The sequence below is a fragment of the Amycolatopsis iheyensis genome (genome assembly GCF_024703995.1).
GTDB classification, from domain to species: domain Bacteria; phylum Actinomycetota; class Actinomycetes; order Mycobacteriales; family Pseudonocardiaceae; genus Amycolatopsis; species Amycolatopsis iheyensis.
The window spans coordinates 330,231-353,200 of sequence record NZ_JAMXQV010000001.1 but is presented as its reverse complement, the minus strand read 5'-3'; the positions used below and the strand labels follow the sequence as shown (position 1 = coordinate 353,200).

20 protein-coding genes and 4 tRNA genes are annotated in these 22,970 nt (G+C 68.2%); 12 read left to right on the top strand and 12 right to left on the bottom strand.

Going from position 1 to position 22,970, the window contains the following annotated elements:
- Positions 1-20: 20 nt before the first annotated feature.
- On the top strand, positions 21-812 hold the full coding sequence (locus M8542_RS01815) for an SMODS-associated NUDIX domain-containing protein (protein WP_257918180.1): 792 nt from the start codon (positions 21-23) through the stop codon (positions 810-812).
- On the opposite strand, the gene M8542_RS01810 is transcribed toward M8542_RS01815, so the two are convergent.
- From M8542_RS01810 to M8542_RS01790, 5 genes are all read right to left on the bottom strand, one after another.
- On the bottom strand, positions 807-2,534 hold the full coding sequence (locus M8542_RS01810) for a reverse transcriptase domain-containing protein (protein ID WP_257918179.1): 1,728 nt from the start codon (positions 2,532-2,534) through the stop codon (positions 807-809). The two genes, M8542_RS01815 and M8542_RS01810, sit on opposite strands and share 6 nt — an antisense overlap.
- A gap of 145 nt (positions 2,535-2,679) precedes the next feature.
- Positions 2,680-3,546 carry an alpha/beta fold hydrolase gene (locus tag M8542_RS01805; protein WP_257918178.1) on the bottom strand — a complete coding sequence of 289 codons (867 nt, stop codon included), beginning with the start codon at positions 3,544-3,546 and terminating at the stop codon, positions 2,680-2,682.
- A gap of 145 nt (positions 3,547-3,691) precedes the next feature.
- Positions 3,692-3,768 (bottom strand) — tRNA-His (locus M8542_RS01800).
- A 76-nt stretch (positions 3,769-3,844) separates the two neighbouring features.
- Positions 3,845-3,916, bottom strand: a tRNA-Glu gene (locus tag M8542_RS01795).
- A 5-nt stretch (positions 3,917-3,921) separates the two neighbouring features.
- A tRNA-Arg gene (locus tag M8542_RS01790) sits at positions 3,922-3,995 on the bottom strand.
- A 424-nt stretch (positions 3,996-4,419) separates the two neighbouring features.
- Between M8542_RS01790 and M8542_RS01785 the strand changes: the two genes are divergently transcribed.
- The 3 genes from M8542_RS01785 (at position 4,420) to M8542_RS01775 (ending at position 8,294) form a co-directional block, all read left to right on the top strand.
- Complete coding sequence (locus tag M8542_RS01785) at positions 4,420-6,387, top strand: hypothetical protein (protein WP_257918177.1); 1,968 nt, start codon at positions 4,420-4,422, stop codon at positions 6,385-6,387.
- Positions 6,388-6,495: 108 nt separating this feature from the next.
- Positions 6,496-7,362: a type IV toxin-antitoxin system AbiEi family antitoxin domain-containing protein gene (locus tag M8542_RS01780; protein WP_257918176.1), complete on the top strand. Its 867-nt coding sequence runs from the start codon at positions 6,496-6,498 to the stop codon at positions 7,360-7,362.
- Complete coding sequence (locus M8542_RS01775; RefSeq protein ID WP_257918175.1) at positions 7,359-8,294, top strand: nucleotidyl transferase AbiEii/AbiGii toxin family protein; 936 nt, start codon at positions 7,359-7,361, stop codon at positions 8,292-8,294. Before M8542_RS01780 ends, M8542_RS01775 begins: the two co-directional genes overlap by 4 nt.
- A 42-nt stretch (positions 8,295-8,336) precedes the next feature.
- Here M8542_RS01775 and M8542_RS01770 read toward each other — a convergent pair.
- A tRNA-Thr gene (locus M8542_RS01770) sits at positions 8,337-8,409 on the bottom strand.
- Between the two features lie 170 nt (positions 8,410-8,579).
- Between M8542_RS01770 and M8542_RS01765 the strand changes: the two genes are divergently transcribed.
- The 4 genes from M8542_RS01765 to M8542_RS01750 all read left to right on the top strand — a co-directional run bounded on the left by M8542_RS01765 (position 8,580) and on the right by M8542_RS01750 (position 14,784).
- Positions 8,580-10,079, top strand: a complete 1,500-nt coding sequence (locus M8542_RS01765) for a threonine/serine exporter family protein (protein ID WP_372508456.1) — start codon at positions 8,580-8,582, stop codon at positions 10,077-10,079.
- An 82-nt stretch (positions 10,080-10,161) separates the two neighbouring features.
- Positions 10,162-11,601: an alpha,alpha-trehalose-phosphate synthase (UDP-forming) gene (locus tag M8542_RS01760; RefSeq protein ID WP_257918173.1), complete on the top strand. Its 1,440-nt coding sequence runs from the start codon at positions 10,162-10,164 to the stop codon at positions 11,599-11,601.
- A 38-nt stretch (positions 11,602-11,639) separates the two neighbouring features.
- Positions 11,640-14,171 (top strand): trehalose-phosphatase, encoded by a 2,532-nt coding sequence (gene otsB, locus M8542_RS01755; RefSeq protein WP_257918172.1) that lies wholly within the window; start codon positions 11,640-11,642, stop codon positions 14,169-14,171.
- Positions 14,172-14,256: 85 nt separating this feature from the next.
- Positions 14,257-14,784 carry a hypothetical protein gene (locus tag M8542_RS01750; RefSeq protein WP_257918171.1) on the top strand — a complete coding sequence of 176 codons (528 nt, stop codon included), beginning with the start codon at positions 14,257-14,259 and terminating at the stop codon, positions 14,782-14,784.
- On the opposite strand, the gene M8542_RS01745 is transcribed toward M8542_RS01750, so the two are convergent.
- Both M8542_RS01745 and M8542_RS01740 read right to left on the bottom strand, forming a co-directional pair.
- A complete protein-coding gene (locus M8542_RS01745) occupies positions 14,762-14,998 on the bottom strand; it encodes a DUF397 domain-containing protein (protein ID WP_257918170.1) in 237 nt (78 codons plus the stop codon). The genes M8542_RS01750 and M8542_RS01745 overlap by 23 nt on opposite strands.
- 13 nt (positions 14,999-15,011) lie before the next feature.
- Positions 15,012-15,830 (bottom strand): helix-turn-helix domain-containing protein, encoded by an 819-nt coding sequence (locus M8542_RS01740; RefSeq protein WP_257918169.1) that lies wholly within the window; start codon positions 15,828-15,830, stop codon positions 15,012-15,014.
- A gap of 119 nt (positions 15,831-15,949) precedes the next feature.
- Between M8542_RS01740 and M8542_RS01735 the strand changes: the two genes are divergently transcribed.
- Positions 15,950-16,516: an ArsR/SmtB family transcription factor gene (locus tag M8542_RS01735; protein ID WP_257918168.1), complete on the top strand. Its 567-nt coding sequence runs from the start codon at positions 15,950-15,952 to the stop codon at positions 16,514-16,516.
- Positions 16,517-16,535: 19 nt separating this feature from the next.
- A complete protein-coding gene (locus M8542_RS01730) occupies positions 16,536-17,810 on the top strand; it encodes an alpha/beta hydrolase family protein (RefSeq protein WP_257918167.1) in 1,275 nt (424 codons plus the stop codon).
- Here M8542_RS01730 and M8542_RS01725 read toward each other — a convergent pair.
- Together M8542_RS01725 and M8542_RS01720 are read right to left on the bottom strand one after the other, a co-directional pair.
- Positions 17,807-18,400, bottom strand: coding sequence for a C39 family peptidase (locus M8542_RS01725; RefSeq protein WP_257918166.1), 594 nt, complete (start codon positions 18,398-18,400; stop codon positions 17,807-17,809). The genes M8542_RS01730 and M8542_RS01725 overlap by 4 nt on opposite strands.
- 96 nt (positions 18,401-18,496) lie before the next feature.
- Positions 18,497-19,174 (bottom strand): contact-dependent growth inhibition system immunity protein, encoded by a 678-nt coding sequence (locus M8542_RS01720; RefSeq protein ID WP_257918165.1) that lies wholly within the window; start codon positions 19,172-19,174, stop codon positions 18,497-18,499.
- Positions 19,175-19,230: 56 nt separating this feature from the next.
- Between M8542_RS01720 and M8542_RS01715 the strand changes: the two genes are divergently transcribed.
- Complete coding sequence (locus M8542_RS01715; RefSeq protein ID WP_257918164.1) at positions 19,231-19,824, top strand: RNA polymerase sigma factor; 594 nt, start codon at positions 19,231-19,233, stop codon at positions 19,822-19,824.
- The gene (locus M8542_RS01710) at positions 19,817-20,866 is read left to right on the top strand and encodes a hypothetical protein (protein ID WP_257918163.1); all 1,050 of its coding nucleotides are present in this window, start codon (positions 19,817-19,819) and stop codon (positions 20,864-20,866) included. The genes M8542_RS01715 and M8542_RS01710 overlap by 8 nt, the downstream gene beginning before the upstream one ends.
- On the opposite strand, the gene radA is transcribed toward M8542_RS01710, so the two are convergent.
- A complete protein-coding gene (gene radA, locus M8542_RS01705) occupies positions 20,867-22,225 on the bottom strand; it encodes a DNA repair protein RadA (RefSeq protein ID WP_257918162.1) in 1,359 nt (452 codons plus the stop codon).
- A 39-nt stretch (positions 22,226-22,264) separates the two neighbouring features.
- On the bottom strand, positions 22,265-22,921 hold the full coding sequence (locus M8542_RS01700) for a hypothetical protein (RefSeq protein ID WP_257918161.1): 657 nt from the start codon (positions 22,919-22,921) through the stop codon (positions 22,265-22,267).
- Positions 22,922-22,970: the final 49 nt, after the last annotated feature.

Genomic DNA, 22,970 nt, shown 5'->3' with positions numbered 1-22,970 from the left:
TCCGCGAAGCTAGGAATACTATGAGAATACTCTTCTATCTAGCCATCATGATTTGCGCAGCCGTGCTTCTATTGTTCGTCAGCAATGCGACGGCGGTCAGCTTGCTGACCGGCGTAATTGCAGCACCTGTCGTCGCGCTAATCGACTATTTTCTGATCAACCGAAGCAGTATAAACATTTTATTCGCATCCGTCCGCCACCGGAAGACACTGGTCAGAGTATCCGTTTCTTACATGATTAGGATAAAGTCGAGGGGCGAGTATCTTCTCATTCAAGGATCGCGTTATCCGGATCAATTCCAACCAATTGGCGGGGTCTACAAGTACAACCCCAGCGCTCGGGATAAGTTTACCAGATGGGGGATACAATCGGATAACCTTCTGCCAATCGACGAAACCAGCAACGACGACCTAAGAATTCGCGTTCCGGGTCGTCACCTGCGAGCTTTTGTGGCATGGTTAAAAACGGGCGAGAACCGGGAGATAGGCGCTATCCGTGAATTCCATGAGGAGTTGATTTCGACTCAGATTGCAAGCGGCTTGAGCCTATCAGATCTACGATTTGATTACATCAAGCAGCATATTCATCCGATCAGATACTCCGACTACGCTCAATCCTATGAACTCCTAATAGCAGATATCTTCGAATTTGAACCAAGAGGTGGAATCGAGGTCTTTAGGCAGAATTTGAGCAAGACCGCATCCGATCAAGATATCATCTGGGTCGACAGGGACCGTATTACTCGGCGAGGCGCAGAGCCCGGTAAACCTCACACCGTCAAAATTGCTCAAACGGCGGAATGGATATTATGATGACCGCTTGATTGGAACCGTTGTGTAAGGACGAACGAGAGACGGCAACCTCGCAGCACTCTTCAGGTATTCAACAGCTTGCGCCATACCAATCGACCTCGACGTCAAAACCGAACAAGTAGAATCATCGAGGTGCCCGACGCGGCGAAGACCGGTTGCATATGCTCGTTGAAGCCCAGTTCCCGTCTCGCGACGGGCTTCATTTCGCAACCACGCCAAGTCTTCGGGCAAGCCACCTAAAGCTAAGACGTTCGCAGCAACTCCACGGAGATAGTCTGGCTTGTGCCGATCTTTAGTCAGGTTACGAGCGCTGTCTACCCAAAGCTTTGGCATATCACCGCTAAATTCGAGCATCGCAGCAAATAGATAAGCTACAAGATAGTCATCGCGATAGACGTCCCTATTTGAAAGGTATTCCGTCAAGCCATCCCTAACGTACCCCTTATCGATATATCCAGATAAATAGTCGCCAACAATAGATGCCACTGGCGCCAAGACTTCCAAGTTATCCAGAACCAGTTTGCAAACATTTTCATCTCGCAGAAAGGCTAGCCGCCATAAACTGAATCGCGCTCCACGCGCGTCGACTCTACCCTTCTCAGCCAGGGAGTCTTCAAGAATTTTTCTAAGTAGCCTAACCGCCCGAGAGCCCTGCCGCGTGTCCAAAAGATATTGGGCAATCTCGCGCTCGGAGTCAAGGTCGACCTTCCGGGCAGCATCACCGTGCAGGACCACCGTTTTGACGGAGCTTACTATCAGTCCACGCTGCCTGCATTCAGCACCGAATCTACGCATCGCCCTAGTTAACTCGTCTCGCGTCTGACCAACGATACGCACGTCATCCATGTATCGCGAGTACTTGAATCCCTCTCTGATCATCGCAGCATCAACAGGCGCTAGATAGAAGTTGCCAAGGATTCGAGAAACGTCGGGCCCCTGCGGTAATCCCTGACCGGGAGCATTAGACCAAGCCGAGAGGTACGCGCCGAGGGCGCATCTTATATCTTTCGACACTCCAATCATTGACAGCTCGCCCAAAAGTATTTCATGGCGAATGCAGTCGAAGTAAGAGGATAAATCCGTCTTCACTAGCCAATCGTTGCCCGCTCGTGCCGAGGCTCGAACATACTTAGTCCACTTTTTCCACTGCCTTACCCCTTTGCGCAGTAAGGTATTTTCTTTTCTGGCTAGCCGCGTCAACTTTTCGGTCTGTCGATTTTTTTCCTGCGAATTGTATCTTGAAGAAAAGACCACGCCCATCAGGGTGTCATCTAGCTTTTCGGCAAATGTGCCGACTACTGCATGGTATGCAATTCGGTCTTCCAGTGTCAACAAGTGACCTGTTCGCGCGAAAAATTCTGCCTTTGGTATCTCAATTTCGACAACAGGGTCAATAATTCCAGCGTCGAACTTTTCTCGAACGTTTTCGAGTAGTTTACCTCGATCGGACAGTTTATCTTGAAATCGCAGGATGTCCGGGAACCAGATCTCGATGAAATCTGTCAACTCAAGCTGCAATAACGCCCTCTCGAAGTCCGGAACAGTTTCTATATCAGGTGCACGATGCTGCAGATAACCCGATCCTTCTATTCGGGCATCTTGAATGAGCCAACCAGATTCCGTCCAGCTGGCAGGCAAGACCCCGGAGGCGCACCATCGTCGAATCTTTCTCCGGGATTCTCCGAGTAGATAGGCTGCTTCGTCGACGGTCAAAAGCCTCATTCGCGCCCTCGGCAAATAATCAAGCTCCGACAATTGGAGCTCTCACACGAGGGATTCTTAACCGAGGCCATACGAGCGTTATATCATAGCCGTTAGACTTCAGAACCAACAGTGCGACCAAAGAGCTGGATAAGCACTTGGTCTGTCACTGTTCCAGCACCTCCCGCAGCTTCTTGGCGAAAGCCTCCGGCTGCCCGGCGTAACCGAACTCCCCACCCAGGAAACCCCCGTGGTGACTCGGGAACACGACAGCCTCCTGCCCCAGCACCGCGGCGGTCGCGAGAGCCGCCCGCCCGGTCATCACCTCGATCGACTCCTCACCCACCGCGATCACGACCCGGCTCGACGCCGCACGAAGTGTCTCGACGTCCAGCTCGTACGCCGAGACCGCCACGGACCGGTCGCTCATCAGCGGGTCGTCACGGCGGCCGTCGTCTTCCGATGGCATGCCGAACTGGGCCGGGTCGGCCGGGGGCTGGGCGAAGTAGTCCTCGGTGAACTCGCCCTGCCACGACGTCATCGCGATGAACGCGGCCATGCCCGCGCCGAAGCCGTTGGCCTGGTAGGCATCCCGGAACCCCTGGCCGGCGCGATCGGCCGCCGCGGCGTCCGGCAGTACGCCGACCAGCGGTGGCTCGTGCGCGACCAACGTGCTGACCTCGGCCGGGTGCGCGGTCACCAGCGCGAGCGCCGCCACCGCGCCACCGCTGCTGCCGAAGACCTCGACCGGGCCGGCGCCCAGCGCCTGGATGACGGCGTGGATGTCTTCGGCCTGGACGGCGGGCACGTGGTCCACCCGGCCGTCCTTCCGGACGCTGCGGCCGAGCCCCCGCGGGTCGTAGGTGACGACCGTCCGCTCGGGGAAGTGCGACGCGAGCACGCCGAACCCGTCGGCCGTCATCGGCTGCCCCAGCATGACCAGCGGCGGGCGCGGGCTTTCGGCGGGCGCCGGGCCGTGCACGTCGTAGACGATGTCGGCCTCGGGTGTGGCCAGAGTGTGCGTTGTGGACACGGTTCCTCCCCGGTTCAGGACTCCTGCGGAGCTTAAACCGGGGCACCGACAAAACGGGCGGGTTCCGGTTTCTCGGTCGCGCGCCGTGGTGTCGATCCACGTCGGCGAAGCTTATGAGGCTTCGCTGGTTGCCGAACCGCGCGCGTGGGGTGGCCGGCCGGACTCGCACCGGCTTCGCCCGGGGTCACAGCCCGGGGCCTCGTCTCCTTCGGCTTCGGCCACAGTGGAAGACGTGGGTGTCGAACCCACCGAGGTGATCTTGCAAAAATCGCCCGCGCTCCGGCGCGTCTCCCGGGAGCAGCGCGTCCGGGAGTCGAACCCGGGTCCCCCGGGTGAGAACCGGGGATCCGTTCCACTGGACCAACGCGCCAAGCGTGTCCCCGGCAGGAGTCGAACCTGCGACCCGCGGCTTCGGAAGCCGCCGCTCTGTCCTGCTGAGCTACGGGGACTGGACCCCGGCCGGCAGCCGACCGGGGGCGCACTCGCGTCCACCGCATTGATTGCGACGAAGACGAGCGCAGGGAAAAAGTATTTAAAATGCGCACGACAAAATGAAGAAAGCCGCCCGGATCGGTTTCCCGACGGGCGGCTCCCGGACCGTGACGCTCACGTCACGGCGGGGAGCCCGCGCGAAGTTCCCGCAGGTGGCCGAGGTTCGACACCCGCGCGGCAGCGGCGTGCCAGTGCAGCTGCCGCCTCCGCATGCGCGTCATGACCACTCCTCGGTTCGTTTTGGTGTGTCCCCATTAAAACCCACCCGGCGAACCGCGTCAACGAATTATCGGAATCGCGTTTCATCGGAATTTCATCGGACCGTGCCAGCCTGACCGCCGTGCGTGACCGGACCCCCGAGACCACCGAGGTGATCGACTGATGTCCCCCGAGCAGCGTCGCCGGCTCGTCATCGCCGCGGCCGCGGTGGCACTCGTGCTCGCCTTGGTCGTCGGATTCCTGGTGTGGCCCACGGATTCGAGGGAAGCCGGTTCGGCGTCGACAGCATCGCCCGCCGAGGTCGGCGCGGCGGCGGCCGACGCGCTCGCCGCCTGGCCGGCGGCGGCGCTGGCGGTCTCGTACTGGCCGTCCCAGTCCGCCGAGGACGAAACGCCGGTCACCGAGGCCGACCTGACCGTCACCGCCGACGGGAAGGCGGCCGGCACGTTGCGGGAGCCGGAGGTCGGGACGGCGCAGGCGGCCTGGTCGTCGGGCGATCTGTACCTCAACGGTGACGCCGAGTTCTGGGCGGCGCAGGAGCCGCAGCGCGCGCACGACCTGTCGTCGGCGGGCCGGTGGGTGAAGCCGGAGAAGCGTTCCGGCTACTACCTGCTCGACTCCTTCGGGGTCGACGCCGCCACCCTGACCCCGAAGGCGCTGGCCGATCTGGTGCGCGCGATCACCAGTGACCCGTCGGTGGAGCAGGCCGAGCCCCAGCCGGTCGAGGGTGGCCGCACCGCCACCGCGTACACGGCCGACGACTGGACGGTGCTGATCGAGGACGCCGCGCCGCGCACCGTGCTCGGGCTCGGCGGGAACCCGCACTCCAGCGAGAGCACGGTCCACCCCGCCGCGTGGCACCCCACGACCCCGGCCATCGCGCGTCCGGCGGTCCTCCGGCCGGCCCAAGACGAGCCCGACGACCACTACAGCAGCCCCTACCTGTCGGTGCGACCGCGACCGGCCGACCCCGCGAAGGCGGCCGAGGTGCCTTCGACCGTCGCCGGCGCCGCGTCGGCCGCCACCCCACCCGGCCCGGACTCCGGCGAATCCGCGACGAAGAAGGGCCCCGACTTCCAGGTCGACGAGGACAGCCCGGCCCTGTGCGACAAGCCGACCTGCGTGCACGTCTTCCAGGTCACGAACGCCGGCAGCGAGGCGGCCGACGCCACCCTCTACACCAATGACCCGGGTTCGCCGGGACAGCCGAACCCGCTCGGCACCCTCAAGCCCGGCGAGTCGCGGTCGGTCACGTTCAGCCACGGGAACCTCGCCCGCCCGGGCCAGACGGTGAACTACACGGTGAACGTCTGGGTGTATTCGTCGGCGCTGTACGGCCCCGACCCGGAGGTGCCGACGCGCCTGCGCGACCGGGGCCTGGAGCCCGACAAGCAGTCGGAGCTGAGCAGCGTGGACGCCCCGCTGCGGCCCGCGGCGACCCGGCTGCTCGACGCGATGACCAGGTCCGTCCCGCCGTCGGACCCGGGCGCGGGGAACATCAACGCGTCGGCGTTGAAGGCACTGGACAACGCCAACCGCCTCAAGCGGCTGCCGCTGCTGGCGAAGGTCCTCGACTCCGGCCGCCTGCAGAACCCCGACGACCTGCGCCGGCTGGTCGCCGAGAACAACACCATCGGCAAGTACCGCGAACTGGAGCAGGTGGCGCACCTGCTCCAGGCCGACCCGACGGCGCGGGTCTGGTTCAACGGCAAGTACCCGGCCCCGGACGGCGAGTACAAAGCCGACGCGATCTACACGGGCACGGAGAACGGAAAGCCGGTCCGGCGTTGCGTCCAGATCAAGACGGGCCTCGGCGAGCGCAGCCTGACCCGCAACCTCCGCGACGGCGCGGAGCAGCTCAACGGCCAGAAGACGGACTCGGACGAGCTCTGCCCACCGGGCTTCGAGCGCGTCTTGCAGGTCTACCTCGAGCCCACGGTCGGCGTGGCTCTGCACGACGCCACCCGCGACGCGCTGGAGGCGTACTTCAAGGACAAGCGGCGCCAGCAGTTCCGCCAGAACATGTGCGACGAGAATGGGAAGGTGCGGGTGGACCGGTTGGTGGTGATCAACTCGGTGGGCGTGCACCAGTGGACCGACTTGAGGAACAGCCTCGGCATCCCCTGCTGAGCGAGGCAGCGGCGCACGCCGACTTCAACGGCAAAAGTTTCCACCAAGTCCGACGTTAGTTACACCTAGAGTGTAAGCAACGACGGTAACTGAGGTAATATTTGCCGTATGAAGATGGAGCAGGCATTCGAGCTGCTCAGCGCTTTCACGGCCGAGCAGTGGGGCATGGTCACCAGCCGGCAGGCCAAGGGCCTGGGCGTCGATGCCGTGACGCTGCACCGGCTGACCAACGCCCGGTTCCTCGAGAGCGTCCGCCGCGGTGTCCACGCCGCGACCAGCGCGGCGGCCGGTCCGGCCCGCGAAGAGCAAGCCGTGTGGCTCGCGCTCAACCCGGCCACGCCCGGCTGGGAACGACCGCTGCTCGACCCGGACGGCGGCGTCGTCTCGCACCAGTCCGCCGCCCGCCTGCACGGCCTCGGCGAGCTGGTCAACAGCCGGCTCACGTTCACCGTGCCCAAGCGCCGCGACGTGCGCGACTCCGACGTGTGGACCAAGAAGGCATCTCTCGCCGAAGAAGACGTCATCGTGCTCGACGGCCTGCCTGTCACCACCGCACTGCGCACGGTCTGTGACCTGCTCGATCAGCACATCGACGGCAGCCACATCGCCACGATCATCCGCGAAGGCGTCCAGGCCGGAAAGCTGCGGCTCGACCGGCTCGCCGAGCACATCGCTCCCTACGCCCGCCGCTACGGGGCGCGGCCGGGGGACGGGGAAGAACTCCTGGAAAACCTGCTGTCCCAGATCGGACTTTCCATCGCCGATCTCGCGGTCCGCCCGACTCCGGCGGCAACCGAAGCCGGGCTCGCCGCCCTGGTGAAGGAGCTGAAGGCCATCCGAGAACAACCTGTCACCCGGCGGCAGCGCAAGGGCGTCGAACTCTTGCGGGAGGCGCTGCGCGACGCCGGAGTCAGTGACGCCGCCAAGGTTCTCCTCGACCTCGCGAACGAAGCTGACGACGAGGCGGAGGCATGAAGCCGAAACCACCGTCGAGTTCCCCCGCCGCGTACAAGGCGTCGGTCAACGCGTTGGCCAGGCAGGAGTCCGGTCGCTGCGGAACGCCGGTCGGCGAACTGGTCGAACTGCACTACCACCGGCGCCTGCTCGCCCGCGTCTTCGCGGCGGAGGGCGAGAGCTGGGTGCTCAAAGGAGGCCAGTCCCTGCTCGTCAGGTGGCCGAACAGCCGGCACTCCACCGACATCGACCTGATCAGCCGCCAGAACACCATCGATGCCGCCGTCGACAGCCTCATCACCGCGGTCTCTGTCGACCTCGACGATCCCTACGACCCGCTCGTCTACCACCACACCAGAACCGACAAGGTCCCTGACATGGACCGCCCGACCCGGAAGGTCTACTTCGAAGCCAGGATCGGCCTCACGAGGTTGGCGCGGACGAGCGTCGACGTCGTCACCGAAGGAGTGCGCCCGCGCGGATCGGTCGTCGTCGAGCCGTTGCCCGCCGCGTTCCCGAGCGGGTGCACCACCTGGCCCGAGATCCGGGTGTACCCGCTCGAAGACGTCGTCAGCGACAAGATTTGCGCTCTCTACACCGGGTACGGCGCCGACGGGGCCGGCACCTCGACCCGCTACAAAGACCTGGTCGACCTCGTCCTGGTCGCGGTGAAGAGCGCGCTGCCCGCCGAACTCACCCACCGATTCGTCCACCTCGAAGCCGAGCGTCGGCGGAACGAGGGCACGCCGGTCCGCTTCCCCGACCGGTTCAGAGTGCCCGCCGGCGACTGGCCCCGCGGGTACGCCCGCGCCGCGGCCGGCGTCGGCGCGTTGCCCGCGGACCTTCGGACACTCGACGGTGCGCACGGGCTGGCCGACGCCTTCATCAGCCCGCTCCTGCAGCCGAGTTCCCCAGCCGGAGCTTGGCGCATCGGTGAACGGGTCTGGCGCTGACGAAAAAGCCCCCTGCCGGCAGGGGGCTTTTCAGGTCTTCGGAGCCGCCAAGGGGGCTCGAACCCCTGACCTTCTGTTTACAAGACAGATGCTCTACCAGCTGAGCTATAGCGGCCTGACGCCAACGACGCCAACCCCAGTGTATCGGCCACCCCCGGCGATCTTGCCGACAGGCAGGATCCCCTGCTCCAGGCCACTATGGAGCAACGTGGTGCACGCCACTGCAACAGTCCGCACACATGCGTCGATGGTCCGGGCGAGAGGACTTGAGCGAGGAGGTGGATCTTGAAGATCAACGAGCGCACCAACGGGGGCCGGACCAGTAGATGGCCCCTTTTGGAACCGCCCGTGCAGCGGCCCAAGGTCCACACCCCGAGCCTGCTGCGGCGGCGGCCTTGGCACGTGCTCGAAGCTCCCACCGGGGAGTTTCCCGCCGTCGACGCCGAAGAGGCCATGGGGCCTCAGCTGCCCGACGAGGCCACCGTCAACTTCGTGCTCGACCTCTCCCTTCGCCTCGGTGAAGTGCAGATGGCCAGCGGGGCCGGCGCGTCCGACGTCACCGCCACCATCATCGCCATCGCCGGGGCGCTCGGGCTGCCGCACTGCGAGGTCGACGTCATCTTCACCTCGATCACCGTCACCTGTCACCGGGGCAGTGAGCTCTCGCCGATCACCGCGCTGCGGGTCGTGCGGAGCCGGAGTCTCGACTACACGCGGCTGACCGAGACCGAGAAGCTCATCCGGCAGATCGTGCGCGGGAACGTCGGCGCCGAGCAGGCGCAGACCGAGCTCGAGCGGATCACCTCCGCGCCGCACCCCTACCCGCGCTGGACCGCGACGCTCGCCTGGGGTGGCCTGGCCGCCTTCATCACCATCCTGCTCGGCGGCGGCTTCGACGTCGCCCTCGTCGCCTTCGTGATCAGTGCCGCCATCGACCGGCTCGGGCGGCTGCTCAACCGGTACTCCCTGCCCTTCTTCTTCCAGCAGGTGGTCGGCGGGCTGTTCGCGACGCTCTCCGCGATGGCCATCGTGAGCAGCGGCATGATGACCACCGACAGACCGACCCTGGTCGTCGCCGCGGCCGTCACCGTGCTGCTGTCCGGGCTGTCCACCGTCTCGGCCGTGCAGGACGCCATCACCGGCTACAACGTCACCGCGGCCGGGCGCACCATGGAGACCGCGCTGATGTCGGCCGGCCTGATCGCCGGGGTCGTGCTGGCCCTGAGGATCGCCGTGCTGCTCGAGCTGCCGCTCACGCCGCTGCCCGAGATCACCGGCTCGACGCCGCAGCAGCTGCCGCTCATCGTGCTCGGTGGGGCCGGCGCCTCCGCCTGCTTCGCCCTCGCCTCCTACGCGAAGCTGCGCGCGACGCTCGTCGCGGCCGCCGCCGGGGCCATCGGCGCCGCCGTCTACGGCTCGCTCATGGTCGCCCAGCTCGACGGCGTCAGCTCGTCCGCGGTCGCCGCGACGCTGGTCGGGTTCTGCGGTGGCGTGCTCGCGCGGCGGCTCGGCGTCACCCCGCTCGTCGTCGCCGTGTCCGGGATCACTCCGCTGCTTCCGGGCCTGTCGACCTACCGTGGTCTGTACCAAATCGGCGTCGAGCCCGGCGGGAACATCTCGACCCTCATGACGGCCGTCGCAATCGGGCTTGCGCTGGCAGCGGGCGTGGTACTCGGCGAATGGCTCGCCCAGCCGGTGCGCACCGGCCTGGGCAGGCTGGAGCGCCGGTTCGCCGGACCACGCATGGCTGGTCCGCTCGAGCCGACCGAAAGAAGCTTGGAGTAACGCTGCGGTCACCGGCTGTTCATCGCTCACGCGATAGGGTTTCACTCTGGGGCCGCGACCCAGGACGCGAGGAGCAGCGACAGTGACTGAACAGGAGAACGGGAACCAGGCCGACTTCGTCGTGGTGGCGAACCGGCTACCGGTCGACCTCGAGCGCACCACCGACGGCGAACGCCGCTGGACGGCCAGCCCGGGTGGGCTCGTCTCCGCGCTCGAGCCGTTCCTGCGGTCGCGCAAGGGCGCCTGGGTGGGCTGGCCGGGCATCCCGGACGTCGACGTCGAGGAGTTCGACGACGACGGTCTCGTCCTGCACCCCGTCTCGCTCAGCGCCGACGAGGTCCGCGACTACTACGAGGGCTTCTCCAACGCGACGCTCTGGCCGCTCTACCACGACGTCGTCGAGCGGCCGGTGTTCGACCGCGTGTGGTGGAACAGCTACGTCAAGGTGAACCGCCGCTTCGCGAAGGCCAGCGCCGAGGTCGCCGCCCAGGGTGCGACGGTCTGGATCCAGGACTACCAGCTGCAGCTGGTGCCGGCGATGCTGCGCGAGCTGAGACCGGACCTGCGCATCGGCTTCTTCCTGCACATCCCGTTCCCGCCGGTCGAGCTGTTCATGCAGATGCCGTGGCGCGCCGCGATCATCCGCGGCCTCACCGGCGCCGACCTCGTCGGCTTCCACCGCCCCGGCGGGGCGCAGAACTTCCTGTGGCTGTGCCGTCAGCTGATCGGCCTCGAGTCGACGCGCGGCGCGGTCGGCGTCCGTTCGCGGCCGGGCACCATGCAGGTCGGCGACCGGACCGTCCGCGTCGGCGCCTTCCCGATCTCCATCGACGCCACCGGTCTCGACGCGCTCGCCCGCACCAAGGGCGTCCAGGAGCGCGCGGCGCAGCTGCGGCGCGACCTGGGCAACCCGAAGACGGTCCTGCTCGGCGTCGACCGCCTCGACTACACCAAGGGCATCGACCTGCGGCTGCAGGCGCTGCACGAGCTCCTGCACGAGGGCCGGCTGCAGCCCGACGACGTCACGTTCGTCCAGCTCGCCACCCCCAGCCGCGAGCGCGTCGAGCACTACCAGCGGATGCGCGGCGAGATCGAGCAGATGGTCGGCCGGATCAACGGCGAGTTCGCCCGCGTCGGTCACCCGGTCGTGCACTACCTGCACCAGTCGGTCGACCGCACCGAGCTGGCCGCGTTCTTCTCCGCCGCGGACGTCATGGTCGTGACGCCCCTGCGTGACGGGATGAACCTCGTCTGCAAGGAGTACGTGGCCGCCCGGCACGATCTCGGGGGCGCGCTCGTGCTGTCGGAGTTCGCCGGCGCGGCCGCCGAGCTCTCTAGCGCATTCCTCGTCAACCCCCACGACCTGGACGGGGTGAAGGACGCGCTAGTGGCTGCCATTACGCTCGACCCCGCTGAGGGCCGTCGCCGGATGCGCGCCATGCGTCGCCAGGTCCTCACCCATGACGTCGATCGATGGGCGCGCTCGTTCCTTCAGGCTTTGGGCACCGAGGCGGTCGACTGACATAGTCCCCCGACCCTGCACGCTCCTGAGGAGGAGTGTTGACTGCCGAGGCCCTGCCCGCCGAGCTGCGGCGCGCGATCGTGCAGATCGCCCGTACTCCGCGTCTGCTGGTCGCCTGCGACTACGACGGCACGCTGGCACCCATCACGCTCAACCCGGACGAGGCACGCCCGCTGCCCGAGTCCGTCGGGGCCCTCAGATCGCTCGCCGGTCTGCACGAGACGACCACGGCGGTCATCTCGGGACGCGCGCTGCGTGACCTGGCGACGCTGTCGCGGCTGCCGTCGGAGGTGAACCTCGTCGGCAGCCACGGCTCGGAGTTCGACATCGGCTTCATCCACGCGCTCGACGAAAAGGCGCGGGAGCTGCACCGGCGGCTCGAGTCCGAGCTGGAGCAGCTCGTGCTCGACGTCCCGGGCGTGTCGCTCGAGGTCAAGCCGGCGAGCATCGCGGTGCACGTCCGCCGCGCCGAGCACGAGGCCGGCCGGCGCGTGCTCGCCGCCGTCCACAACGGACCGTCCACTTGGGAGGGCGTGTCGACCACCGACGGCAAGGAGGTGGTCGAGCTCGCGGTCGTCCAGACGGACAAGGGCCACGCGCTCGACATCCTGCGCCACCAGGTGGGCGCCACCGCGGCGATCTTCCTCGGCGACGACGTCACCGACGAGAAGGCCTTCGCCCGCCTGTCCGGCCCGGACCTGGGCATCAAGGTCGGCGACGGCGAGACCCTGGCCGGCTTCCGCGTGCCCGACACCGTCGACGTCGCACTGGTGCTGGCGTTCATGCTCGAAGAGCGCCGGAACTGGCTCTACGGTGAGTCGGCCCCACCCATCGAGCGGCTGTCGATGCTGGCCAACGAGCGCTCGGTCGCGCTCGTGACGCCGGACGCCAAGCTGACCTGGCTCTGCCACCCCGGGCCGGACGCACCCGCGGTGTTCGCCGACCTGCTCGGCGGTGAGGGCGCGGGGCACTTCTCCATCAAGCCGCACCGCAACGGCCTGCCGCTGGGCCAGCGCTACCTGCCGAACACGATGACGGTCGAGACGCGCTGGTCGCGTCTGCTCGTCACCGACTACCTCGAGCCGGAGAGCCCGCAGCACCGCACGGACCTCGTCCGGGTGATCTCGGGCGAGGCGCAGGCGGACGTCACGTTCGCGCCGCGCCCCGAGTTCGGCGGCGTGCCGGTGAAGCTGGAGATCACCAAGGGCGGCCTGAAGGTGCTCGGCACGTCCGAGCCGTTCGTGCTGTACGCGCCGGGTGTCGAGTGGACAGTCACCTCCGACGGCCTCAACGACACCGCTACCGCGCTGGTCCAGCCGACGCCGACCCAGCCGGTCGTGCTGGAGCTGCGCTGCGGCACCACGGACCTCGGCGAGCACGAACTGTCCGAAGTGGAACGCCGGGACCGCGCGGGCCGCTACTGGAGCGACTGGACGTCGAAGCTGCAGCTGCCGAAGGTCCAGACCGATCTGGTGCTGCGCTCGGCGCTGACCCTGCGCGGTCTGGTCAACACCGACACCGGCGGCGTGCTGGCGGCCGCGACGTCGTCGCTGCCGGAGGAGATCGGCGGCGTCCGCAACTGGGACTACCGCTACTGCTGGATCCGCGACGCCGCGATGACCGTGCGGGAGCTCGTGCACCTCGGCTCGATCGAGGAGGCCGAGGGCTACCTCAAGTGGCTGCACGGCGTGCTCGCCACGCTGGCCGGCCCCGAGCGGCTGCACCCGCTGTACACCTTGGCGGGCAGCGTGATCGGCGCCGAAGCGGTCATCGAGTCGCTGCCCGGTTATGCCGGTTCTCGCCCGGTTCGCGTCGGCAACCTGGCGAACCACCAGGTGCAGCTGGACGTCTTCGGCCCGGTCGTCGAGCTGGTCGGCACGCTGGCCGCGGCGCGCGGTGACCTGCGTGACGAGGACTGGCAGCTGGTCCGCGCCATGGCCGAAGCCGTGACGCGCCGCTGGAACGAGCCCGACCACGGGATCTGGGAGGAGCGGCACGTGCCGCGCCACCGGGTCTACTCGCGGGTGATGTGCTGGGTGACCATCGACCGCGCGGTCAAGCTGGGTCAGCAGTGGGGCCGCGGCGTGCCCGGCGCGTGGCCGGCGCTGCGCGACCAGATCTCCCGTGACGTGCTCGAACACGGCTGGAACGACGAGGTCCAGGCCTTCACCACGGCCTACGACGGCACGGACCTCGACGCGGCCTCGCTGTTCGTCGGGCTCACCGGGCTGATCGACCCGGCGGACGAGCGCTTCCAGCAGACGGTCACCGCGATCGAGGCGGAGCTGCGCAGTGGGTCCACTGTGTACCGGTACCGCCGCGACGACGGCCTTCCCGGTGGTGAGGGCGGTTTCCACATCTGCGCGGCGTGGCTGATCGAGGCGTACCTGCTCACCGGGCGGCGCACCGAGGCGCAGGAGCTGTTCGACCAGATCGTCGCGGCGGCCGGCCCGACGGGGTTGCTGCCCGAGCAGTACGACCCCATCGCGGAACGGTCCCTCGGCAATCATCCGCAGGCCTATTCGCACATCGGGCTGATCCGGTGCGCCAACTTGCTCGCGGCGAGTTAGCCCTTTCGTACTGAAGTGCCGTCAAGGCCACCTTGCGGGCGTCCGACGCCCGTAAGGTGGCCTTGAGGGCTTTCGGAGGTGAACCGTGCAGGGGACTTTCGGCCAGGTCGAGTTCGTGCCGCTGCCGCCCCGGTTCGCCGACCGCGTGCGGTGGGGCTCGGTGGTCGTCGGGTGCTCGATGATCGCCGGCATGGTGCTGCTGTTCGGGCTCACGACGTTCCTGCAGGGGATCGTCCACGGCCACGCGTTCCCCGACACGCTGGTCGGGAAGGCCGCGGCGGTGCTGCCGCCGCTGGGTGTGCTGGCGATCGCGGTGCTGGTCCTGTCGTCGAGGCGCTGCCTGCGCGGCGACTACCTGGTGGTCGCGAGCGCCGCGTCGGCCCGCAACGCGCTCGTGTTCACGTACGTGCTGACGCTCGTGCTGGTTCTCGGGTCGTTCGCGGTGCCGATCGTGTTCCGGGTGTGGCGCGACACGCCGCAGTTCCGGGCGCCGGACCTGCTCACGACGTTCTCGACGCTCGCCTTCGCCACCATGGGCTTCCTGGCGGGGATGTTCTACGTGCGGCCGTCGGTGCAGACGCTCCGGAAGTTCAGCGATCACCCGATTTGGTGAGGAAGGCCGACCAGGCGGCGGCGCTCAGGTGGAGTTCGCCCTGGGGTGCCTTGGAGTCCCGCACGGCGACGGGCGCACCGAAGGAAACCTCAACACAGTTGCTGTTGTTGCCACTGGTGCTGTGGCTGCTCTTAATCCACACCTCGACGCAGTCGCTGCCCGCGCCGTCGGTGCTGTAGCTGCTCTTGAACCACCGTGCGTCTACAGTGGACACCGCAGCCTCCCGATCAGAGCCGTTCGATCAGCGCGATCGAATCCTCCGCGTCCAGGGCCCGATCGGCGAAATCCTTGAACGCCAGCTTAGCAGCGGAGACCTCCGCCTCCTTCTCAACGTGAACCGAGCCGAAGATGTGCTCAACGTAGGCGATGTCCGGCTCTTCCGAGTCATCGAAGCTGGCCACGATGAGATTGCCGTTCTGCCCCGCGTAAGCGCCGACATCCTCCGGCACGATCTGCAAGGTCACGTTCGGCTGCCGCGCGCGCTCGACCAGGTGCCGCAACTGCTCCTGCCGTTCGGCCCGCCCGAGGATGGGCTTCCGCAGCGCGTACTCGTCGATGATCGCGTGGAGCTGCAAGATCGGCTCATCGGTGAGCCGCAACTGCCGCAACAAGCGCACAGTGACCTGGTTCTCGAGCACCTTCGGCTTCATCTGCACGCGCGCCGCGGCGAAGACCTCGCGCATGTACGCCTCGGTCTGCAGCAGTCCGGGGATGTAGCCGAACTGGAACACCTTCACCTTGCTCGCCTCGGCCTCGATGGGCAGGAACCCGCGATTGCCCACCCCGTAGTGGTGCCACCAGCCCTTCTCCTTGGCGCGGTCGTAGGCCGAGATGTACTCGTCCCAGTCCGAAACGATCACGTTGTAGCGATCGAGCAGCGCGCGGAAGTCGTGGTAGGGCGGCAGGTAGCCCATCTCGATCCGCGACACCTTGCTCGTCGACATGCGCAGCGGCTTGCCGGCCTCGTCCTGGGTCATGCCGAGCCGTTCGCGCATGCGCTTGAGCTGGCGCCCCATCTGCCGGGCGGGCAGGTTCGGCTCACCCACGTCGTCTGACCCCTCGGAACCACATGGGCACGGATAGTAAGGCCCGGGTCCGGCGATCTGGGATTCCCGCATACACAGATTTCTTTGCACACTTTCCTTTGCACAGCTACAGTGGCGTCATGACCAGCGCTCCACCACCGGAAGAGCTCGATCCGGACGCCCTCAAGGCCGTCACGCACCCGTTGCGCCGCCGGATACTCGGCGTGTTGTCCGCGGGCCCGGCCACGGCCACGAAACTCGCCCAGGCCCTGGGCGAGAACACCGGCGCGACCAGCTACCACCTGCGGGAGCTGGCCCGGTTCGGGTTCGTCGAAGACGTCCCGGAGCTCGCGCGGGGCAAGGAACGGTGGTGGCGGACGCGGCCGCGGGACATCCGCTGGCCGCGGCGCAGCTCGCAGAGCGCCGAATCCCGGGTGCTGTTCGACGACATGCACCGCCAGGGGTTCGAGGACGACCTCGAAAAGCTCAACCGGTTCGCGGAACAGCGCGACGAGCTGCCCGGCGACTGGCCGGACGCGCTGCTCTACGCGCGGGGCGGCACCTGGCTCACCGCCGAGGAGCTGAAGCAGTTCTGGGACGACTACATGGAGCTGTTCCGCCGGTACTGGCGGGCCGAGGACGACCGGTCACCGGAGGCGCGGCGCGTGCTCGTGCGCCTGCTCGCGTTCCCGGAACCAGGGGAATGACCATGACAGGGGGATCCACATGCGCACTGGGGCGCTACTACTGGCCGGGGTGATCCTGGCCCTTTCGGCACCACCGGCGTCGGCCGCGGACGGCTCGGACGTCACCTTCACGAACGGCGGCGTGACGTTGCACGGCACGGTCGTCGCGCCGCCCGGCGGGTCGAACCTGCCGGGCCTGGTGATGGTCCACGGCTCGGGGGAACACAGCCGCGAGGACTACCGCGACCAGGCGGAAGCCTTTGCGCGGCAAGGCATCGCAACGCTCATCTACGACAAGCGGACCGAGGGGTACTCACAGTTCTCGCGGTCGTACTCGACCCTCGCCGACGACGCGCTGGCGGCGGTCGAGGCGTTGCGGAAGCGGCCCGAGGTCGATCCGGCCCGGGTCGGCGTCTGGGGGTTGAGCGAAGGGGGCTGGGTGGCGCCGCTGGCGGCTTCCCGGTCCGCGGACGTCGCTTTCGTGGTCACGCTGGGCGCGAACGGCGTCGAACCGTCGCGGCAGCAGGCGTGGGCTATCGAGAACCAGCTGCGGCAGCTCGGCATGACCGGCTCGATGGTGCGGATGGCGTCGTCGACGATGATGCGCCAGCTGGTCGGCAGCGGGGTGTTCCCGGAGGCGTACTACGACCCGGTGCCGGTGCTGAAGAGCCTGCGGCAGCCGGTACTCGGGTTGTGGGGCGCGAAGGACGTCCTGACGCCGCCGGGCGAGGCCGTCCGGATCTTCCAGGCCTCGGTGGCGCACCACACGCTGCGGGTCTTCCCGGACGCGCAGCACCAGCTGCGCCGCACGACCGACGGCTACGACAAGCTGCCCGGCTACGCGCCGGGGTACCTGGAGCTGGTGGGCACGTGGGTGCACGACCTGCCCACGGCCTCTTCGGCGGATGCGCCACCTTCGCAGGACCGCCCGAGCAGTTCCGTGTCCCCGCTCTCCTGGTACGAGTCGACGTGGCTGCAGCTCGCGGCGCTGGTCGTGCTGCTGGGGACGTTCGGCTTCGGCCTGTTCCGCCGCCCGGGCCGCCGGCTGGCGGTGACCGGGCTGGTGACGGTGCTCGGCTTCCTGGTCGTCGACGTGCTGATCCAGACGACCATGGGCAAGGGCCTGGGCCCGGTGGTCCTCGGCCGGCCGCTGCCGTGGCTCGCGCTGCAGCTGCCGTCACTGGCCACGGTGGCGGCGGCGATCGGCACGGCGGTGGCGTGGTGGCGCACTCGCACCCCACGGCTGGGCGTCGTGCTGGCCGGCGGCGTGGTGTTCGTCCCGTGGGCGGTTTATTGGGGCCTGCTGGGGATCTAGGCGGCGTAGCCCTTCGGCGGGATCAGCGTCGCGAGCTGGTCGAAGGTCAGCCAGTAGAGCTGGTTCCCGCCGAAGCTCGCCGGATCGGCGATCTTGACGGTCCGGTCCGAGCTGTCGTACCCGATGATCGTGAAGTAGTGGTAGATCGTGTAGTTCGGGTAGCCGGGCGGGTGGTTGTTCGCGGGCGCGACGATGTTGGCGACGATCGGGTAGCCGTTGTCGATGTCGAGGGTGATGTCGCGCCAGAGCAGGTCGCGCTGGGCCTGGGTGGGCGGGTCGTTCGGCATCTCCTTGGTCTCGTACCAGGAGGTGCCGAGGTCGGCGTTGAGGACGCCGGTGACCTGCCCGACCCAGTCGGTGCCGTTGGTGGTGGTCCCGAGCTGCGAAGCGAGCGTCGCCTGGCTCGGCAGGTTGCCGGTGCGGGCGGACATGGCGATCCGGGTGGCGGCGGGACCGCACCAGTAGCCGGTTTCCTGGACTTGGTACTGAACGTTCAGGACGGCTTCGGTGGTGGCTTCGGCCACGGCGGGCAGGCCGACGAGCCCCAGGGTGGCGATGAGCGTGACGAATCCCAGGCGGAACCTACGCATGACGATCCTTCCCCAGTTGCGGCGTCAGTCGGTCAACGCCTCACCGGGATGATCGCGGTGCGGGGCGCGCCGTGTCTCTCACCCCACCCGGATGGATCACGCCGAAAGGCGGTCCCGGACCCGGCCGAGCCAGTCGAGGCAGGTCAGGCCGTCGACGGCGGGGTCGTACATGGCCCAGCCCTCGACGACCCAGATCCGGTGCGCGACGACGTCGTCCAGGCCGGCGGCGAACAGCGCGTCGAGTTCGGCCAGGACGGCCGTTCGCCGGTCGTCCTGGCCTTCGACGTAGGCGTCGACGACGCCGAAAACCGTGTCGGCGACCAAGTCGTAGTCCTGGTGGAAGTGCCCGGCCAGGTCGGCGAGCGCGGCGAAGGAAGGCGTCGCCTCGACCGGGAGCGCGCTGGTCCTCGCCTGCGCCTGCCGGGCGAAGGTCCGCCACCCGTCCTGCCGCGTCGCGACCACGTCGGCCATGACGGTCTCCGAAGCGGCCAGCTCGGGGTAGCCGAGGACGAACTCGTACCCCTCGCCGCGCCCGGCGCGCCAGTCTTCCGGGACCGCGCTGTCGAGGACCTCGAACACGCTGGTCGCGTACCACTCGGGGGCACGATCGTCGTTGCGGACCAGGAACGCCGGCCCGTTCCGGAACAACGCGAACCCGTAGACCTCGTACGCACGCCCCGGTGTCAGGTGGAACTCCGGCGGTCGGAGGTAGGTCAGGCTGTAGGCGGGCGCCACCCGTTGACCGCCGGATCCGGCGGTGCACTTCGCGATCATCGAAATCCCCCTATGTTGATCGTGAACGCTCGCGCGCGCTGCGGGCAACTGGGGGCATGCAGGTGATCCACGAGGGATCGGAGATCTGGGGGCACGACCGCCCGGACCTGGGCGGACCCGAGCCCGGCCCGGCGTTCGGGCGGCTCTTCGACACCCATGCCGCCGCGCTGCGCCGGTACCTCGCCCGGCGCGTCGGGCCCGAGCCCGCGAACGACCTCGTCGCCGAGACGTTCCTCGTCGCGTTGCGGCGGCGCGAGAGCTACCGGCCCGAGCTCGGCACGGCCCGGTCGTGGCTCTACGGCATCGCCACCAACCTGCTGCGCCACCACGTGCGGTCCGAGCTGCGCGGCCTGCAGGCCACCGCGCGGCTCGCCCGCACCGGCGACCACAGCCACGCGGGCCACGACGGCCGCGTCGCCGAACAGGTCGACGCCCAGGTCCGCGCGGCCCAGCTCGCCGGCGCGCTGGCGAAGCTCAACCCGGCCGACCGGGACACGCTGCTGCTCGTCTCGTGGGCCGGGCTCGAACCGGCCGAGGTCGCCGAAGCCCTCGGCATCCCGCCGGGTACCGTCCGGTCCCGGCTGCACCGGATCAGACGCTGGCTCAGGACGAACGCCCCGGCTCAGGAGGAGGTGCAGGACCTTGCGTGAAGACAACGTCCGGAAGATCTGGTCCGACGCCGAGCTCGACGCGGCCCTGGCCGACCTGCACGACGACGTCGACCCCGGCGACGACCTCGCCTTCGCCCGCGCGTCCCTGATGGCCGCGGCCGGCGAACCCGAGGCGCCGCCGCAGCGTCGCCGCGGGAGCTGGCGGTGGATCGCGGTGGCCGCGGCCGTCGTCACTCTGGTGGGTGGGCTCGCGGTGGTGACCCAGCTGCGCTCGCCCGCTCCGGAGCCGGCTCAGCCCGCGGCGACGCTCCAGGACATCGACCGCCCGCTCGCCGCCGGCGAATTCCACTACGCGCAGCAGACCAGCTGGGTGCCCCAGCTGGTCTTCGGGTTCCCCGGCAGGCTCCAGCAGGTTGTCGAGCTGTGGATCCCGGCCGATCCGGCCGGCGTTTGGCACCGCCGCACCCGCTGGACGGGCGGGGTGACCGGGGTGGACCAAAACGCCCTGCCGAAGCTGCGGATCGACCGGAACCCCGTCGACGAGTACGGCCCGGCCGGCATCTTCCCCCAGCGGCCACCCATGAACTGGCTGGCCCCCGACGCGTCGTTCGTCGCGTCGCTCACCCCCGACCGCGCGCAGCTGGCCAAGGACCTGATGCGCGATGCCCGCGTGCCCGCCGAGGCGCTCAGGATGGCTCGTCCGGTGTTCGCGCTGGGCCTGCTCCGCAAGGAAGTCCGGCTGGCGCTGCGCGACACGATCAGCGCGTTGCCCGGGACCTTCACCATGGCGTCGCAGACCTCCGACGGCCGCCCGGCGACGGTTGTCGCTTCGAAGGAAACGGGTGAGCGCCTGTACTTCGACCCGTCGACGGCACAGCTGATGGCCGCGACCAACGGCGCTGTCGAAGTGACCACGAGCCGCCACGAGGCCCCGGTGAGCATGTCCCAGGCGCCGCCGAGCACCGCCGAGATCCCGGCCGCGGGAGGCCCGGTGTCCACGCAGTTCCCGCCGCCAACCCCGCAGAGCTGGAACGAGCCGGACTCGGTCTACTCCTACGCGATCACCCGCACCGACGGGTGATCAGCGGGCGTGACTGGCCGCGTTCAGCGCGTCCGCGACGTTCGCCACCTCCAGCACCCTGATCCCGGCCGGCGGCTTCCCCGAATCCGGCGGCACCAGCGCATGGGTGAAACCCAGCCGCGCCGCCTCCGCCAGCCGGCGGCCGACGCTCGGAACCCGCCGGATCTCGCCGGCCAGGCCGACCTCGCCGACGGACACCAGCCTCGGCGACAACGCGACGTCTTCGAACGACGACGTCAACGCCAGCACCAGCGCCAGGTCGATGCCCGGCTCGGTGATCTTCATGCCGCCGACCGTGGCCGCGTACACGTCCTTGTCGCCGAGCTTCAGGCCGCCGCGCTTCTCCAGCACTGCCAGTACCATCGCCACCCGCGCCGAATCCAGCCCGCTCACCGCGCGCCGGGGCTGCGGCGCCGACGTCGACGACACCAGCGCCTGGACCTCGCCCAGCAGCGGCCGCTTGCCCTCCAGCGACACGGTGATCGCCGTGCCCGACACCGCCTCTTCGGTGCGGCTGATGAACAGCCCCGACGGGTCCGGCACCCCGACGATGCCTTCTTCCTGCAGCTCGAAGCAGCCGATCTCGTCGGACGCGCCGAACCGGTTCTTGATGCCGCGCAGCATCCGCAGCGTCGAGTGCTTGTCGCCCTCGAACTGCAGCACGACGTCGACCAGGTGCTCCAGCACCCGCGGGCCGGCCACCGAGCCGTCCTTGGTGACGTGCCCCACCAGCACCACCGGCAGCCCGCGCTCCTTGGCCAGCGCGACCAGCCCGGACGTCACCGCGCGGACCTGCGTGACCCCACCCGGCGAGCCCTCGACCTGCGGAGAAGCCATCGTCTGCACCGAGTCGACGATCAGCATGCCCGGCTTGACGTCGTCGACGTGCCCGAGGATGGCCGAGAGATCGCTCTCGGCGGCCAGGTACATGAGGTCGTGGACGTTGCCCGTTCGCTCAGCGCGCAACCGGACCTGGCCCGCGGACTCCTCGCCCGTGACGTACAGGGACCGGTCGACCGTTTTCGCCCATTGGTAAGCGACTTCGAGCAGCAGGGTCGACTTGCCGACGCCCGGCTCACCCGCGAGCAGCACCACCGCGCCCGGCACCAGACCGCCGCCCAGCACCCGGTCGAGCTCCGAGACCCCGGTGCGGCGGGCGCGCGCCGCTTCGACATCGACCTCGCCGATGGGCCGCGCCGGCGCGCTCGGCGCCCCGGCCGCGACGCGCTGGATGGCCGGCTTGGCCGGCGCCCCGCGCTCCTCGAGCGAGCCCCATTCCTGGCACTCCGGACACCGGCCCAGCCACTTGGCCGCTTCGTACCCGCAGCTGCCGCAGCGGTAGATGGTCCCCTTCTTCACCCCGCGAGGCTATCGGCGACCACCGACAAAACCGGGGACCTACCCCTTGTCGTGCGCCGGCGCCGCGACCGGCAGCTCGACGGTGACCGGTCCGGCGTTCTTGAAGACGAACGTGACCTTGATGACCTGACCCGGCCACAGCGCCTGCTTCAGCGCGCCCAGCGTCACGGTGCCCTTGCCGACGGTCGCGGGGGCCGCGGTCGGCGTCACGCTGCTGCTCGGGGCCTCAGCGGAAGAGGACGAAGACGAGGTGCCGGTCGACGTCGACGGGGTGGCCGAGGACGACGAGGTCGGCGCGCCCGAAGTGGTGGCCTGCTCCTGGTTCGTGGACTCGACGGCGTCGTCCGGGCCGATCACCAGCGAGTGGCCGGCGACGATGTCCTTCGAGCCGCCGACGGTGGCCTGGGTGCCGTCCTCGGTCGTCACCGAGACGAGCGTGTCGTCCTGGGCGCCCTGGTTGATGATCGCCAGCGTCAGCGCCGGGGTCGAGCCGGCGGCGTAGCCCGGGCCGGAAGTCGGGTACTGCACCGCGGCGTCACGCAGGACAATGGTCTTGACCTGGGCATACGTGCCGTTGACGGCGGGCTGCTGCGTGTCGGTCTGGGTGATCTGGCCGGCCCCGCACCCGGCGAGCGCGAGCGCGGCACCGAGCGCCAGCACGCCCGCGCCGAGCACGCGACGATTCTGCAGCCTCACGTCGCAGTCCTTCCCTTTTCACGGCCTCGTCGCCCCGAAGACTAGCCGG

Coding starts and splice junctions, on each gene's coding strand:
- M8542_RS01815 (WP_257918180.1), top strand. CDS start 21: ATGAGAATACTCTTCTATCTAGCCATCATGATTTGCGCAGCCGTGCTT.
- M8542_RS01810 (WP_257918179.1), bottom strand. CDS start 2,534: ATGAGGCTTTTGACCGTCGACGAAGCAGCCTATCTACTCGGAGAATCC.
- M8542_RS01785 (WP_257918177.1), top strand. CDS start 4,420: ATGTCCCCCGAGCAGCGTCGCCGGCTCGTCATCGCCGCGGCCGCGGTG.
- M8542_RS01780 (WP_257918176.1), top strand. CDS start 6,496: ATGAAGATGGAGCAGGCATTCGAGCTGCTCAGCGCTTTCACGGCCGAG.
- M8542_RS01775 (WP_257918175.1), top strand. CDS start 7,359: ATGAAGCCGAAACCACCGTCGAGTTCCCCCGCCGCGTACAAGGCGTCG.
- M8542_RS01735 (WP_257918168.1), top strand. CDS start 15,950: ATGACCAGCGCTCCACCACCGGAAGAGCTCGATCCGGACGCCCTCAAG.
- M8542_RS01730 (WP_257918167.1), top strand. CDS start 16,536: ATGCGCACTGGGGCGCTACTACTGGCCGGGGTGATCCTGGCCCTTTCG.
- M8542_RS01725 (WP_257918166.1), bottom strand. CDS start 18,400: ATGCGTAGGTTCCGCCTGGGATTCGTCACGCTCATCGCCACCCTGGGG.
- M8542_RS01720 (WP_257918165.1), bottom strand. CDS start 19,174: ATGATCGCGAAGTGCACCGCCGGATCCGGCGGTCAACGGGTGGCGCCC.
- M8542_RS01715 (WP_257918164.1), top strand. CDS start 19,231: ATGCAGGTGATCCACGAGGGATCGGAGATCTGGGGGCACGACCGCCCG.